Here is a 16769-nt window from a genome sequence, read left to right on the forward strand (position 1 = left end):
AGAGCTTTACCGATTTCGAGAGGAGATTTAAAGCCGTAGACATTCCAACACAAGAAGAAGTTATGGATATTTTATCGGATTTAAAAAAACTCTTTTAGAAAAGGAGGTCGAGCGTAATGGCCAGTATATTTCAGATATTTGGTGAAATTTTCGTAGATAATGATAAGGCGAATAAAGCTTTAGAATCTACAACGGAAATTGCTGGGAAAGTTGCAAAGGGGTTTAATGCGCTAGGGACAGCGGCAATGGCAGTTGGTGGAGCGATTGTAGCTGGAGTTGGAGCAGGGGTTGTAAAGGGTGTTTCTGCTGCAGATGAGCTAAGTGGAGCCATGACAAAGCTGCAAAATCAAACAGGTGCTACCAATGAAGAGATGGAGGGCTTTTCTTCATCAATAAAAAATATTTATAATGCTAACTTGGGTGAAAGTTTCGAAGAGATCGCTACTGTTATGGGGACTGTTGAATCTCAAACGGGGCTAAGTGGCATTGCTTTAGAAGATGCCACTAAAAGTGCGATGAAGTTATCTGAAGTTTTTGAGATGGATGTAAATGCGTCAGTTAATGCAGTAGATATTATGATGAAAAAGTTCGGAGTTACATCTGATGAGGCTTTTGAATTGTTAGCTCAAGGAGCACAAAATGGTCTTGATAAGAATCAAAATCTTGCAGATTCTATGAATGAGTATTCAGAGTTCTTCTCTCAATTAGGATATACTGCAGAAGATTCATTTAACATGATGTCTAATGCGGCAAAAGTTGGTGTATATGATATTGACAAAATGGGCGATTCTATCAAAGAAATGTCTCTTAGATTATTAACTGAAATGAGTGATGAGCATGTTTTAGCTTTTTTGGGAAATACTCAGGAAGCTGGTGTGGCTCTCCAGCAGGAGCTTATGAAGGGTGGAGATGCTGCTGCAATAGCCATGGATACTATTGTTGCGCAATTAATGGCTATTGAAGATCCGTTAGCGCAAAATCAAATAGGTGTTCAGCTTATGGGTACGATGTTTGAGGATATGGGGCGTGATGCTGCATTGGCGCTTTTAAATACTGAAGGAGGTATCAGTAAGACTGGTACTGCAATGGAGGATATGACTCAAAAGTATGATTCTATTGGGTCTGCTTTTTCGGGTCTTCAACGTATTATTGAGACTTCAGTATTAATTCCTATTGGAGAATTATTATTGCCTGTGTTAGAGAAAATGGTAAATTATCTTCATGAGAAAGCTCCTGAGATTGAAAAATTTGTTGAAGGAGTTTTTAACAAAGCAGAGTCAGCTATAGTTGGTTTTATAGAGCTGTTAGGTCCAATTAAGCAAGTAGCATCTGATGTTTTTGGAAGCGTGTCATCTTTTGTCTTAGGTATTATTGATGTTGTAAAAAGTCTTGGAGAAAAATTTGAAGATACTTTTAATGGTATTACTCCGGTAGTTATGGATTTTATGGAAGGTACTAGAAATATTATTAATAGTTTTATTGAGAACTTTACGCTTGTGATTTCACAGTTGAAGGAAAAATTCTCTGCAGCTTTTTCTGAGGCTTGGGAAAATATTAAAGCGTTTTTTGATGCGATTATGCCAATTGTTAATACGCTAGTAAGTAATATTATGCCTGTTGTAAGCGATTTGGTTCAAGATATTATTGCAGGATTTTTAAAGGTTCAAAATTTTCTGTTTGAAGTGTTTGGAGAGATATTGCTTAAAGTTATTGAAGTTTTTAATGCAATTATGCCTGTGATCATCGATTTTATAACACAAGCAGCTCCTATTATTGAGGCTTTTATAGATAATTTTATTGAAGGTTTTAATAAAGTCAAAGAGTTTGTTATTAGCGTTTTTACAGCTGTATGGGAGAGTGCTAAGTCAATATTCGAGTTCATTGAATCTACTGCAGATGTTTGTATAAATGCTGTTATAGCAGGTTTTGCTTTGTTTTTAGAAAATGCAATAAGTACTTTTACAGCTGTATGGGAGAGTGCTAAATCAATATTTGAGTTTATTCAATCTATTGCAGATGTTTGTATAAATGCTGTTATAGCAGGTTTTGCTTCGTTTTTAGAAAATGCAATAAGTACTTTTACAGCTGTATGGGAGAGTGCTAAATCAATATTTGAGTTTATTCAATCTATTGCAGATGTTTGTATAGATGCCATCATAGCAGGTTTTGCTTCGTTTTTAGAAAATGCAATAAGTACTTTTACAGCTGTATGGGAGAGTGCCAAGTCAATATTTGAGTTCATTCAATCTATTGCAAATATCTGTATAGATGCGATGGTGGCATTGTTTGATTTCTTCAGAGAACATGCTGATGCAATATTTTCGAAACTACGAGAAATAGCAGAGTCATTCTTCGAACGGGTGGAAGCTATTGCAACTGTTTGTATAGATGCGATGGTGGCATTGTTTGATTTCTTCAGAGAACATGCTGATGCAATATTTTCGAAACTACGAGAAATAGCCGAGTCATTCTTCGAACGAGTAGAAGCTATTGCAAATATCTGTATAGATGCGATGGTGGCATTGTTTGATTTCTTCAGAGAACATGCTGATGCAATATTTTCGAAGCTACGAGAAATAGCAGAGTCATTCTTCGAACGAGTAGAAGCTATTGCAAATATCTGTATAGATGCGATGGTGGCATTGTTTGATTTCTTTAGAGAACATGCTGATGCAATATTTTCGAAACTACGAGAAATAGCAGAGTCATTCTTCGAACGGGTGGAAGCTATTGCAAATATCTGTATAGATGCGATGGTGGCATTGTTTGATTTCTTTAGAGAACATGCTGATGCAATATTTTCGAAACTACGAGAAATAGCAGAGTCATTCTTCGAACGGGTGGAAGCTATTGCAAATATCTGTATAGATGCGATGGTGGCATTGTTTGATTTCTTCAGAGAACATGCTGATGCAATATTTTCGAAGCTACGAGAAATAGCAGAGTCATTCTTCGAACGGGTGGAAGCTATTGCAAATATCTGTATAGATGCGATGGTGGCATTGTTTGATTTCTTCAGAGAACATGCTGATGCAATATTTTCGAAACTACGAGAAATAGCAGAGTCATTCTTCGAACGGGTGGAAGCTATTGCAAATATCTGTATAGATGCGATGGTGGCATTGTTTGATTTCTTCGGAGAACATGCTGATGCAATATTTTCGAAACTACGAGAAATAGCAGAGTCATTCTTCGAACGGGTGGAAGCTATTGCAACTGCTTGTATAGATGCGATGGTGGCATTGTTTGATTTCTTCAGAGAACATGCTGATGCAATATTTTCGAAGCTACGAGAAATAGCAGAGTCATTCTTCGAACGAGTAGAAGCTATTGCAAATATCTGTATAGATGCGATGGTGGCATTGTTTGATTTCTTCGGAGAACATGCTGATGCAATATTTTCTAAGCTACGAGAAATTGCAGAGTCATTCTTTGAACGATTGGAAGCTATTGCAAACATTTGTATAGATGCCATTGCAGCTTTATTGGGATTTTTAGGTGAAACTGGCGATAAAATCTTTGCAGGATTGTGGGAAGCTGGTAAAGAATTATTTGAACTTCTTGAACCTTTTGCTACAGCCTGTGTCAATGCTATTGTAGCCGTCTTTGATTTTTTAGGAGGGCATGGCGATAAGATCTTTTCGGGGTTATGGGAATCCGGCAAAGAATTATTTGAACTTCTTAAGTCTTTTGCATCTGGTTGCGTTGATTCTATTGCATCTTTATTTGATTTTTTAGGCGAAATTGGAGCTAACATGTTCTCTGAATTATGGGAAGCTGGTAAAGGATTGTTTGAATTTTTGGAACCTCTTGTATCCAATTTTGTAAATCTGGTATCAAGCTTTTTTGATGTTTTAGCCAAAGATGGTAAAGAGATTAGTGCACTTTTATGGAAAGAATTAGGAAATTTATTTAAAAGTCTAACCTCAGGCATTCAGAATGTATGTGACAAAGTTGGATATATGTATGATAGTTTTAGAAAAGTGGTTTCATGGGTCAGTGACAAAACAGATTGGTTATTAGATAAGCTTCGTTTTTGGGAAAAGAGTGAAAAAAAGATGAAAACCAATGGCTCTCATAAAAGTGGTTTGTCTTATGTACCTTTTGATGGATATATTGCAGAGCTGCATGAAGGAGAGAGAGTTTTGACTAAAGAGGAAGCTAATTCTTATAATAAAGCTTCCGTAAATAATACGGTTAATCAAAATAATAATATGATTGTCGACAATTCGAGAATTGAGGAGCTTTTATCTCAGTTAATTCAGCGAGTTGATGCATTGCCAAATGGCTTAAAAACAGCAGCAAGGAGAGGATAGAATGTCAACAAAAGAAGTCAATGTGATCCAAAATATACCAATGATAACTAGTTTTTCTTTGTCTTCGACGAATAAAGATGAGTCTATTGAAATGCAATGGGAGTCAGCTAATGCGAATATGTATCGATTATACATCAATAATATGACTTATCCAATTGCAGAAACTTCAAATACTGTGTATACCCCTAAGCCAAAATTCTTAAAATTAGGTCTAAATACTTTTAAAATTATACCCTTTATGATGAATACAGAGCCTGCAGAAGAAAATGCATATATAGAAAAAATTAATTTATCTGTTGCTAATATGCCTGTTATTACTTCTTTAGAGCCATCCAATATTAATCAAAATATTGAACAACCTATTTTAATTACTTTTGCAACGAATGAGTTTGTAACTGAATGGGAGTTGAAGATAGGAAAGAAGATTTATAGTGGTACAATTGATAGAAGTTTGACTCTTCCTCCGAATACTTGTATTGCAGGTATAAATACGATTACCTTAACTGTATGGAATAATCCTAGTGGTCAAGATAAAACCGTATTTGTATCTAAATCAGTTACCTTTGAAGGGTTTGGAGCCCCTTTAGCACCTACTTTACTGGAAGTTGAAGATGTCTATGCCACCTCAAAAATTAGCTTAAAGTGGGATACTCAAGAAGATCAAAAAGCTTTTAAAGTTAGGGTATCAAGTAATGGGGAAATATTTGAAGATGTTACGCGTCCATCTGAAGAGATGACATATAATATAGATTATATTTTTATTAATAATCGTAGTTATACGATTGAGCTTGCTATTCAAAATAAGTATAGTATTTGGTCTAATTATGCATCACATTCTTTTGAAGTTATATTTCCTTTGATGCCAGCTCCGGCATTAAGACTTGCTTCTTCGGGGATGGGTGAACAAGTTCAAGTGTTAATTTCTTGGATTAAGGCTGGAGAAGATTTAGAGGATGCAGATGGAGTTTTTTCGCGTATGCAACTTTTTAGAAAAGAGGAAAGTAAATGGATACAAATTTCAGATGGATTGCCAGAAGAGGGAGAATTTACTGATAATACTCCGATGAATGGCTATTCTACTTACAAAGGACGGTATGTTTATTCTGATAATTCTTATGCGGAGTCAATGCCGGTATCTATTATGATCAAGTTACCTCTTTTGACTTTGACTGATGTTGAGAGTGACACTAGTATTCCTTTGAATCATTCGAGTGTGGATACAAATAAGATAACAACTCAGGTAATAAAGAAATTTGCAGGTTCTAAGTTGCCAGTAGTTTATACTAATGGATTAATGTATGAGACGGGTGTTATTACTGCACATCTTGTGGACAAAGACGCGGAAAATTTAATTAAGATTATTGATGCTGGTAAGCTTTGTTGGATTCGTGATAACAGAGGAAAGAAGTTGTCAGCGTATGTAACTTTAATTTCTGATAATTATGCAAATCCTTGGTGGCATACGGTTAAGTTATCTTATGTTGAAACAGAGGTGAAAGAGGAATCTCATGAATAAAGTAGAATATTTTAAATATCATCTTCTAGATAAAAAAAGGCAGGTTATTAAAGAATTGAAAAACGTTGAAAGTGCAAGTATTACTCATGATGCACTTTCAACGCTTAAATCGAGTTTCGATATTAGGTTCTCAGATCTTGGTTTAATAGACGAACAAATTAATATCAATAATTTAATTAGAATTACTCATGTATTAGATAATGAGGAAAGTATTTTAGGGAGCTACTTAATAGCAACTCCAAAACACATTATAAGTCCTCATTTATTTGAAACAACAATTACTTGTTATAGCACACTTTGGTATTTGCAGGCATATAAGACAACAAAACGTTATGTGCTAGAAAAGGGTACAAATGTTATAAGTCAAGTAACAAGAATGGTTCAAGAGGTCATCTCAAATGTAAAATTTACCGCCAAAAACAAAAATAAAAATACTTCGGTACAAAGAGAATGGGAAATTGGAACCAGCTATATTACTATCATTAATGATTTATTAGCTTCTATAAATTATCGCTCTATTTGCATGGACGTAATGGGCGATTACTATGCAGAGCCCTTTATCCTGCCACAAGACAAACCAGTGGAAATCATATATGATGAATCGGATGAAAATTCAATAATATACGAAGATGTAATAAGTGATTTAGACATGTTTGATTTGCCAAATGTATTCATCAAATACGTTAATAATCCAGAGAGTTCTGAATTAATAGGTAGATGGGAGAATGCAAATCCTCAATCACCTATTTCGACATTTAATCGACCAATAAATGTTCATGTAGAAGCAGTAACAGATGCACCGGATGTTTCAACATTGGTTGATTTATGCAAAAAACAAGCTAGTGAGATTTCGAATGCATATCACATAGTAAATATTAAAACCGCGATAAATCCATGTCATACAGACTATAATATAGTTTATTTGAATTTAAATGGCATTCAAGGTAACTTTATAGAAACTGAATATAGTATAGAATGTTCAACAGGTGGAGTGATGTCACATACATTACAGCAAGTTATTGATTTAAATTAACCAATGTTTTCTTACCTAAAAAGATTGTTGCGCATGAATTATTATGACCAACTTTTGCATTTTTATACCAAAAAGGAGGAAAAAATTTGAAAATTAAATATGCTACTGTAGTGGAAGTCGGTAAAAAGATTAAGGTAAAGTTTCATGGTGAAAGTGAACCCAGTGAAGCTGAATATACAAAGTTAAAAAATGCTATTGAATTAGAATTAGAAGTGGGTGACGTTGTTGCTTTTTTAGTAGATAATAATCAATATTTATGTATTGGGGCTATTTAAGATAAGAAGGGGGATTTATTTATGTTTCATGAAAAAGTTATAGAACTTCAAGCAGGAGATAAGCATTATGCTGAATCATTTAATCAAGTTTATGGGCAGTTATTAGAAAATGACTTGCATTTAAAAAAGCAGATCAGTGAGAATGCTGAAATACCAGGTCCTAAAGGAGATAAAGGTGACCAAGGTATAAAAGGTGATCAAGGAGATAAAGGTGATCAAGGGGACAAAGGAGATAAAGGTGACCAAGGTATAAAAGGTGATCAAGGAGATAAAGGTGATCAGGGGGACAAAGGAGATAAAGGTGACCAAGGTACAAAAGGTGACCAAGGACCACAAGGTGAAGTGGGTCCTAAAGGAGATAAAGGTGACCAAGGTATAAAAGGTGACCAAGGACCACAAGGTGAAACGGGTCCTAAAGGAGATAAAGGTGATGCGGGGAAGCCGTTTAAAATTAAAAAAATTTATGAATCTGTGAAGCAAATGAATGCAGATTATGTTAATAACACAATTGAAATAGGTTCATTTGTTATCATAAACACTCTGGATATAAATGATGCAGATAATTCAAAATTGTTTATAAAAGGCAATACTAATTTTATGTTTATTACTGATTTATCTGGTGGAACTGGTATTCAAGGACCACAAGGTTTGAAAGGTGAAGATGGAGCAGTTGGTCCAAAAGGTGACCCTGGACTACAAGGTGAGATAGGTTCAGCAGGTCCAAAAGGTGATAAAGGCGATAAAGGYGATGCTGGGGCAGTTGGTTCGAAGGGTGATCAGGGCCCACAAGGTCCACAAGGTCCACAAGGTATAGCGGGTCCACAGGGTAAAAAAGGCGATCAAGGTATTCAAGGAGAAAAAGGTGATGCCGGAGAACCATTTAAGATTAAAAAGATTTATGAATCCGTGAAACAAATGAATGAAGACTATGATAGTGAAAATGTTAAACTAGGTGAATTTGTTATTATAAATACAGTTAACTCTAATGATGTTGATGATGCGAAGTTGTTTGTTAAAGGTAGCACTAGCTTTATGTTTATCACTGATTTATCTGGTGGAACTGGTATTCAAGGTCCAAAAGGAGAAGTAGGACCAGCAGGCCCAGCAGGACCACAGGGAGAAATAGGACAAGCAGGCCCACAGGGAGAAGTAGGACCAGCAGGACCACAGGGAGAAGTAGGATCAGTAGGACCACAGGGAGAAGTAGGACCAGTAGGCCCACAGGGAGAAGTAGGACCAGCAGGACCACAGGGAGAAGTAGGACCAGCAGGACCACAGGGAGAAGTAGGACCAGCAGGACCACAGGGAGAAGTAGGACCAGTAGGCCCACAGGGAGAAATAGGCCCAGTAGGACCACAGGGAGAAGTAGGACCAGCAGGACCACAGGGAGAAGTAGGACCAGTAGGCCCACAGGGAGAAATAGGCCCAGTAGGACCACAGGGAGAAGTAGGATCAGTAGGACCACAGGGAGAAGTAGGATCAGTAGGACCACAGGGAGAAGTAGGACCAGCAGGACCACAGGGAGAAGTAGGACCAGTAGGCCCACAGGGAGAAGTAGGACCAGCAGGACCACAGGGAGAAGTAGGGACACAAGGTCCAAAAGGTGAATCCGGAGCTAAGGGAGATCAAGGTGTAAAAGGTGATCAGGGTAATAAAGGTGATCAAGGAGATAAAGGCGATCCTGGTGAAAAGGGTGACCAAGGTATAAAAGGTGATCAGGGTGATAAAGGAGACAAAGGTGATCCTGGCGAAAAGGGTGACCAAGGTATAAAAGGTGATCAGGGTAATAAAGGTGATCAAGGAGATAAAGGCGATCCCGGCGAAAAGGGTGACCAAGGTATAAAAGGTGATCAGGGTAATAAAGGTGATAAAGGAGATAAAGGTGATCCTGGCGAAAAGGGTGACCAAGGTATAAAAGGTGATCAGGGTAATAAAGGTGATAAAGGAGACAAAGGTGATCCTGGCGAAAAGGGTGACCAAGGTATAAAAGGTGACCAGGGTAATAAAGGAGATAAAGGCGATAAAGGAGATAGTGGATTAATCGGACCACAAGGTATACAAGGTGAAATCGGACCAAAGGGTGAAAAAGGTGAGGTTGGGCCACAAGGTATACAAGGACCGCAAGGAGAAATGGGTCCTAAAGGTGATATTGGAGAAACAGGACCACAGGGTGAGAAAGGTGAGGTTGGCCTACAAGGTTTACAAGGTCCACAAGGAGAAACGGGTCCTAAGGGTGATACTGGAGAAACAGGGCCACAAGGTATACAAGGACCGCAAGGAGAAATGGGTCCTAAAGGTGATATTGGAGAAATAGGACCACAGGGTGAAAAAGGTGAGGTTGGTCTACAAGGTTTACAAGGTCCACAAGGAGAAACGGGTCCTAAGGGTGATACTGGAGAAACAGGGCCACAAGGTATACAAGGTGAAATCGGACCACAGGGGATTGCTGGAGAGTCATTTAAAATTAAGAAAATGTACAAAACTATAGAACAAATGAATGCTGATTATGTTAATAAAGATGTTGAAATAGGAGAATTTGTTGTTATAGATTGCGTGGATCAGTTGAATCCAGACCATTCAAAGCTATTTATAAAAAGTACTAGTGATTTTAGTTTTATTGTTAAATTATCAGAAACAGTAGGGAAAGAAGGACCACAAGGCGAAGTCGGACCACAAGGTGAACAAGGTTTACGCGGAGATCAGGGAGAGCCGTTTAAAATTAAAGCAATTTATCTAACTGCTGAGCAAATGAATGCTGATTTTTCAAATAATAATGTTGCACTTGGAGAATTAGTTATGATAAATACTGTGGATCCAACTGATGCAGATAATGCAAAATTATTTATTAAAAGTATTAACGGATTTAGTTTTGTGACGAATTTGTCAAGAGTAGCTGGAATTCAAGGTCCTAAAGGTGATCCTGGTAAAGGAGTTGGTGAAATTGATTTTGGAGGCGGAAATAATAAAGGTGAGATTTTTAACTCTTATGAAGGGATTTTAAGAAACAAAGCAACAGGTAATTGTGCTTTCGCAACAGGTATGAGTACAATTGCAAGTGCAGAGGCTAGTAGTAGTCACGGTTATAATACTGAAGCGAGTGGAAAGTATAGTTTTAGTTCTGGTCAAAATTGTTTATCAAGTGGTGAATCAAGTTTCAGTCAAGGGCGAGATACTACAGCTACTTCAGATTATTCTAGTGCATTTGGTAAAAGCACTACTGCAAGTAATCAATATGCTTTTGCAACAGGTTTTGACACGACTGCACTCGGCTTAGCTAGTAGCAGTTTTGGTTATAATACAGTTAGTATGGGATCTTATAGTGCTAGTTTTGGTTGTGAGACTATTGCAGAGGGCGAAAATTCTTTTAGTCAAGGTTTTAATACATTGGCTAAGGCTAACTATTCTAATAGTTTTGGTTATAAYACAAAGGCTTTAGCGATGTATTCTTATAGCCAAGGTAAAAATACAACAGCTTCAGGCGTTGCAAGTCATAGTCAAAATTTAGGTACAGTTGCCCATAATTTTGCTAGTACTGCTATAGGAATGTACAATATAGAATCTACTAAATCGGCTGAGGAATATGCATTGAATGGAGAAGCTTTTGTTATTGGTAACGGAACAGAACAAGCAAGAAGTAATGCATTCAAAGTTTTGTTTAATGGAGATACTTTTGCTGGTGGGTATAATTCAAAATATTCTGCTATCGCTAATTATTTTGAGTGGGCYGATGGTAATCCAAATAATGAAAATAGATTAGGGTTAATAGTCTCATTGCAAAATAATAAGTTAGTAAAATCGACTTCTTCAACTGATATTTTTGGAGTTGTGGTTGATACTGCAATGATAACAGGAAATGCACTTGATAATGTGGGACAAAAATGTGCCAAAATTGCAATGTTGGGTATTGCAACAGTGAAACAAAATGGAACTTGTGTTGCGGGTAAGTATTGTTTAAGTAATAACGATGGACTTGCTGTAAATTCTGCTGAGAGAAGTAGTATGTACATAATGGAGGTATTAAGTAATACCGAAGTTAAAGTATGTTTGTCTCCTAGCTCTGGAAATAATGGAGATCAAGGCATTCAGGGGCCACAAGGAGAAATGGGTCCTAAGGGTGATGCTGGAGAAACAGGACCACAAGGTTTRCAAGGGCCRCAAGGAGAAATGGGTCCTAAGGGTGATGCTGGAGAAACAGGACCACAAGGTTTGCAAGGGCCRCAAGGAGAAATRGGTCCTAAGGGTGATGCTGGAGAAACAGGACYACAAGGTTTRCAAGGGCCGCAAGGAGAAATGGGTCCTAAGGGTGATGCTGGAGAAACAGGACCACAAGGTTTACAAGGGCCRCAAGGAGAAATGGGTCCTAAGGGTGATGCTGGAGAAACAGGACCACAAGGTTTACAAGGRCCRCAAGGAGAAATGGGTCCTAAGGGTGATACTGGAGAAACAGGACCACGAGGTTTACAAGGTAATAAAGGTGATCTTGGTGAACCGTTTAAGATTAAGAAAATTTATCAGTCTATTGAGCAAATGAATGGAGATTATGTAAATAGATCGGTAAATATGGGTGAATTTGCTATTATACTAACCTCAGATCCCAGTCATGAAGATAATGCAAAATTATTTATTAAAGGAAATATTGGATTTACATTTGTTACTATTTTATCTGATACAACAGGAATCCAAGGTCCAAAAGGGGATACAGGAGAAATGGGTCCAAAAGGTCCAAAAGGAGACACAGGTAACCCGTTTAAGATTAAGAAAATTTATCTGTCAGTTGAGCAAATGAATGCAGATTATGTTAATGTAGAAGTTAGTATAGGTGAGTTTGTCCTAATTAATACTATTGATCCTAATGATGCCAATAATGCAAATTTGTTTGTAAAAGGGAATACTGCCTTTGTATTTATTACTAATTTTTCTAAAGCTATTGGAACGCAAGGTCCAGTGGGACCAAAAGGGGATACAGGTGAACAAGGACTAAAAGGAGATATAGGTCCACAAGGTTTGCAAGGTAATAGAGGTTTGCTAGGCCCAGCAGGTCCGAAAGGTGATAAGGGACCAAAAGGAGACATAGGAGATACAGGTGCACAGGGACCAAAAGGWGATATAGGAGATACAGGTGCACAGGGACCAAAAGGAGACATAGGAGATACAGGTGCACAGGGACCAAAAGGTGATATAGGAGATACAGGTGCACAGGGACCAAAAGGAGACATAGGAGATACAGGTGCACAGGGACCAAAAGGTGATACAGGAGAACAAGGTTTACARGGACCAAAAGGWGATATAGGAGAACAAGGTTTACAAGGACCAAAAGGAGATACAGGAGAACAAGGTTTACAAGGACCAAAAGGAGATACAGGAGAACAAGGTTTACAAGGACCAAAAGGTGATACAGGAGATACAGGTGCACAGGGACCAAAAGGTGATACAGGAGAACAAGGTTTACAAGGACCAAAAGGTGATATAGGTCCAGCAGGTCCAGGTGGTTCAGGAGTTGGAAAAGAAGGAACTGGTGATTTGTCTACAATATTTAATTCTACCACTAATGAAGCTTCGGGTAATTATAGTCATGCAGAAGGACGGAACACAACCGCTTCGAATTCGTGTAGTCATGCAGAAGGATATAACACAACCGCTTCGAGTTCGTGTAGTCATGCAGAAGGATATAACACAACCGCTTCGGGTTCTCATAGTCATTCAGAAGGATCTGGCACAACCGCTTCGGGTACTGGTAGTCATGCAGAAGGATATAACACAACCGCTTCGGGTTCGTGTAGTCATGCAGAAGGATCTGGCACAACCGCTTCGGGTAATTATAGTCATGTAGCAGGATATAGCACAACTGCGTCAAATTATTGTGGACATGTTATAGGTAGAGCTAATATAGCTTCTACACAATCGTTGTCAGATTATAATGCAGATGGTGAAGCTCTAATAATCGGTAATGGGGTAGATGAGAATTCCCCCGGAAATGCTTTTAAAGTTCTATTTAACGGGAAAACTTATGCAGATGGATCATATTCCTCATCTGGAGCAGACTATGCAGAATATTTTGAATGGGCTGATGAAAATCCAAATAACGAAGACAGAGTAGGATTGTTTGTAACTTTATCAAAAGGAAAAATACGTATAGCAACTGAAACAGATGATTATATATTGGGAATTATTTCTTCGACTGCTTCTGTTATTGGTGATGATTATGCGGATAGATGGAAAGGTAAATATGTTACTGATGATTTTGGTCGTATCAAATATGCTAATCAAACAATGACTGAATTGAAAGTCATATTTAATCCACAGACAAATGAGAAAGAAGAAAAAGAAGTGGAAACAAGTTATTATGGTCCGATAATTAATGAAAATTGGGATAACTCGATGGATTATGTTTCAAGAGAGGATCGTAAAGAATTTGATCCAGTAGGAATGGTAGGTAAATTGTATGTTAAGAGTGATGGTAGTTGCGAACTAGATGATTATTGTTTCCCAAATAATCAAGGATTTGCAACGAAGTCTGAAACAAAAACTAAGTTTAAAGTTATAGAGATAGGCAAAAACAATGTAATTAAAGTAGTTATAGTTTAATGGTCTTTTGTATTAAAGGAGGGGTAAGAGTGGACAAACAAGACAATATGCTTATAGAATTATACGGAGTGGAAAAGGCTACAGCCGCACGAGTAGAAATCATCGAGAAAGTCCAAGAAAATATGGGACAAAAGATTGATGATATTCACGAGACTATAGTAATTCTAGGAGAAAGTTTTACACATATTGTAAAAGATGTTGGAAACTTTAAAGAACGATTTTCGCAAATAGATAATAGACCCCAAGAGATGCTTGAAAACGTGAAGGAACACGCAGTTAAATATATTGTTGCCGGATTATTAGGCGGCATAACAATTCTTATTAGTTCGATGATTACTCTTTATTTCGGGACGGTTTAAAATATGGCAGATGACAAGGTTTATCAAATTTATCAATATGTAATTTTATTATCAATTATTGGTCTTGCCTATTATTTTGCGGTGACTGCCAATGATTTAAAGCAAGAACTAATTACAGCAATTATTGCTGCTATGCAAGGAACCAAAATTGCGACGAGTAAAAAGGAGATTAAATAATGAAAATTTTTTTAGATGCAGGTCATGGTGGTAGGGATCCTGGCGCCATTGGTTGTGGTTATCACGAAGCAGTACTTGTAACAGAACTTGCTAATTTACTAAAAAATGAGCTAGAGCAAAGAGGTATTCAAATTTATTTAAGTCGATCTACTAATCAAGTAACATTAGCTTTGGGAGATCGTTGTAGGAAAGCGAATGCTACCGATGCTGATTTATTTATAAGTCTGCATATTAATAGTGCAAAAAATGTAGCAACCGGGGTTGAAGTGCTTTATTATGATAATGTCACCCTAGCTGCAAAATTAAGCACGATTATTGCTGATGTGCTAAAATTGAGAAATAGAGGAGCGAAACAAAGAAAAGATTTATATGTGCTAAATAGTACTCGAATGTCAGCGATATTGATTGAATATTGTTTTATTAATAATTTGGCTGATATACAAAGTTTATTAACTAATAAAATAAATGTTACAAAAGCTATTGCTGATACAATAATTAATCATTACGAATTATTACCTGTTGTAGATGAATTTTAAATTGCCTCTACTCCTACTGTTTCGATAGAAAAAATGAAAGATTGGGCTATTAAAAAAAAGCAACTAAAACTTTTATAGCGCATGCATCGGTTTGTTTTTATATTTGTTCAGCTATTGGAATTAATTCGATAGTTGCTTATGCTCAAGTAACTCATAATAAAGGGGTATTTGGTACAGCAAAAATTATTGAAGCCTTGACGCGAACATGATCTATAAGTGATAATTATGGAGCAGCTATAATGAATTTTGCTATTGCTAAGTTATACTTATTTCGTCGTACATATTTGCTGTGGATGACACAATGGGGGAGTGAGAAACTGGGTAGAGACGGGTTAAGTGCAGAAGAAATTCTCAGATACTTTTATAAAAATATTGAGTTCAAAGAGGCAAAAGCAGTCTATGGAAATCCGGAGTCTTTCCCAGGATATAGCATCAAAATAGGCAACGAGGGCGCAGCAGTAAGAACAATTCAAGAGCAGCTAAATCGTATTTCACAAAGTTATCCGCTAATACCAAAAGTACCGTCTAATGGTGTATTTGGTGAAAAAACAGAAGAAGCGATAAAAGTATTCCAAAAAGTTTTTTACCTAGCGCCAGATGGTGTTGTAGGCAAAGCAACATGGTATAAACTATCAGAGATATATGTGGCAGTTACTCAAATAGCATCATTGATGTAAGTTGCCACATTATTTGTTTTATTCTGTTTTATATTTTTGACCACATTTTCTAATAACTTTGCCGAGGTTTAAATATTGTTGATTTGGCATCTCAAATAGAATTGGTCGAACTTTTTCGTAATCAATTTTGCCATCTATAGTAAGGCAATCTGTRTGRACATATGTGTTAACAGGACGTACGATAAAGTTGTCGTGATGTTCAGTAGCATAAGTGTCAATTAGCTCGCATTCCATGGCAATAGGAGACTTTGTGATTAAAGGTGCATGCTTGAGTTCTCCATCATAATATTCAAAAACTGTGGATTTATCTGTTTTGGCTCCAGAATACATGCCGACGTAATCGGCCCATATGAGTATTTCTTCAGAGACCATATTTATAGAAAGAGTTTCATTAATGATGATGCCATGATTTGAATAATGAGATTGATTAATACTAAGAAGTATGCAGTCATGGCCGACGATGCCTATATGAGCAATATTGATCCAGTTGACCTTGCCCTCGATAACAGTACCCACGATAGTAACAGGGGTGGGGTATAGACCGACAACAGCACCAATATTTTTGTGCGGATATGCTGGTTGGTTTTCATTTGAAGCATCTTCTTGTAAAGTTTTCCAAATACTATGTGCATTGCCAATAAAAGAGCCTTGCGCATGATATTCATTTGCACCGGGTGAATATGAGAACGGTTGGATTTGGCTGAGGTCTGGTGTATTGGCATTGGTCAAAGCCGATTCATCTATTTTTACATCTATAACCTCACCAATAAACATTGTATGCAATCCGAGTTCTTGGCTGTTAAATAATTTGCATTCTAAAATTACGGGAAACTCATCGCAATAAGGAGCATCAACAACATTACTGCGTTTTGCGGTATAGTGAATAGAATCAATTTTGTCTTCATCTCTACCGGATTTGACTCCCAAATAGTCAACTTCTACAACTTGGCTGCTCTTTGGAATAGCAACGGTAAATGCTTTTTTTTGTAAAATTGAATTATAGGTATATGTGGCTTTGCGTAGTGAGACCGAAATCATAGGAGGCTTAGAGTTGACAATTCCAGCCCAGGCAGCGGTCATCATGTTTGGTTGATCATTTTCATCGTATGTCCCAACTACAACAGTTGGCGTGTTGAATAAAAAAGTATTTGGTCCTACAGATTTTTTCATATATATCACATCTCCTTTAATAAAATTATTAGCATAAGAATAAAAAATATTCATTTATTTATTTGATACAGATTGACAATATAAATTTAATATGATATACTGTGCAAGTAATTTAATTTCATATA

10 protein-coding genes are annotated in these 16769 nt (G+C 37.0%); 9 read left to right on the forward strand and 1 reads right to left on the reverse strand.

Translation table 11 applies throughout. The annotated features are described in order from the left end of the window. Positions 1 to 116 precede the first annotated feature (116 nt). The 9 genes from EPU_RS01820 (at position 117) to EPU_RS11200 (ending at position 15474) form a co-directional block, all read left to right on the forward strand. Positions 117 to 4316 (forward strand): phage tail tape measure protein, encoded by a 4200-nt coding sequence (locus EPU_RS01820; RefSeq protein ID WP_010166232.1) that lies wholly within the window; start codon positions 117 to 119, stop codon positions 4314 to 4316. A 1-nt stretch (position 4317) separates the two neighbouring features. Beyond that, positions 4318 to 5832: a hypothetical protein gene (locus tag EPU_RS01825; protein WP_010166234.1), complete on the forward strand. Its 1515-nt coding sequence runs from the start codon at positions 4318 to 4320 to the stop codon at positions 5830 to 5832. After that, positions 5825 to 6865 (forward strand): hypothetical protein, encoded by a 1041-nt coding sequence (locus EPU_RS01830; protein WP_010166236.1) that lies wholly within the window; start codon positions 5825 to 5827, stop codon positions 6863 to 6865. Before EPU_RS01825 ends, EPU_RS01830 begins: the two co-directional genes overlap by 8 nt. 86 nt (positions 6866 to 6951) lie before the next feature. Beyond that, positions 6952 to 7140, forward strand: coding sequence for a hypothetical protein (locus tag EPU_RS01835; RefSeq protein WP_010166238.1), 189 nt, complete (start codon positions 6952 to 6954; stop codon positions 7138 to 7140). A 21-nt stretch (positions 7141 to 7161) separates the two neighbouring features. Further along, positions 7162 to 13725: a peptidase G2 autoproteolytic cleavage domain-containing protein gene (locus EPU_RS14450; protein ID WP_052296439.1), complete on the forward strand. Its 6564-nt coding sequence runs from the start codon at positions 7162 to 7164 to the stop codon at positions 13723 to 13725. A gap of 29 nt (positions 13726 to 13754) precedes the next feature. Continuing rightward, the gene (locus tag EPU_RS01850; protein ID WP_010166241.1) at positions 13755 to 14084 is read left to right on the forward strand and encodes a hypothetical protein; all 330 of its coding nucleotides are present in this window, start codon (positions 13755 to 13757) and stop codon (positions 14082 to 14084) included. Between the two features lie 3 nt (positions 14085 to 14087). Then, the gene (locus EPU_RS13495) at positions 14088 to 14261 is read left to right on the forward strand and encodes a hypothetical protein (RefSeq protein WP_010166242.1); all 174 of its coding nucleotides are present in this window, start codon (positions 14088 to 14090) and stop codon (positions 14259 to 14261) included. Then, complete coding sequence (locus EPU_RS11195) at positions 14261 to 14797, forward strand: N-acetylmuramoyl-L-alanine amidase (protein WP_010166243.1); 537 nt, start codon at positions 14261 to 14263, stop codon at positions 14795 to 14797. Before EPU_RS13495 ends, EPU_RS11195 begins: the two co-directional genes overlap by 1 nt. Positions 14798 to 15036: 239 nt before the next feature. After that, a complete protein-coding gene (locus EPU_RS11200; RefSeq protein ID WP_010166244.1) occupies positions 15037 to 15474 on the forward strand; it encodes a peptidoglycan-binding domain-containing protein in 438 nt (145 codons plus the stop codon). A gap of 18 nt (positions 15475 to 15492) precedes the next feature. On the opposite strand, the gene EPU_RS14155 is transcribed toward EPU_RS11200, so the two are convergent. Further along, the gene (locus EPU_RS14155) at positions 15493 to 16644 is read right to left on the reverse strand and encodes a flavin reductase family protein (RefSeq protein WP_242650837.1); all 1152 of its coding nucleotides are present in this window, start codon (positions 16642 to 16644) and stop codon (positions 15493 to 15495) included. Positions 16645 to 16769 lie beyond the last annotated feature (125 nt).

It is taken from the genome of Candidatus Epulonipiscium viviparus, assembly GCF_000171335.1.
In the GTDB taxonomy this organism is placed as follows: Bacteria; Bacillota; Clostridia; order Lachnospirales; family Cellulosilyticaceae; genus Epulonipiscioides; species Epulonipiscioides viviparus.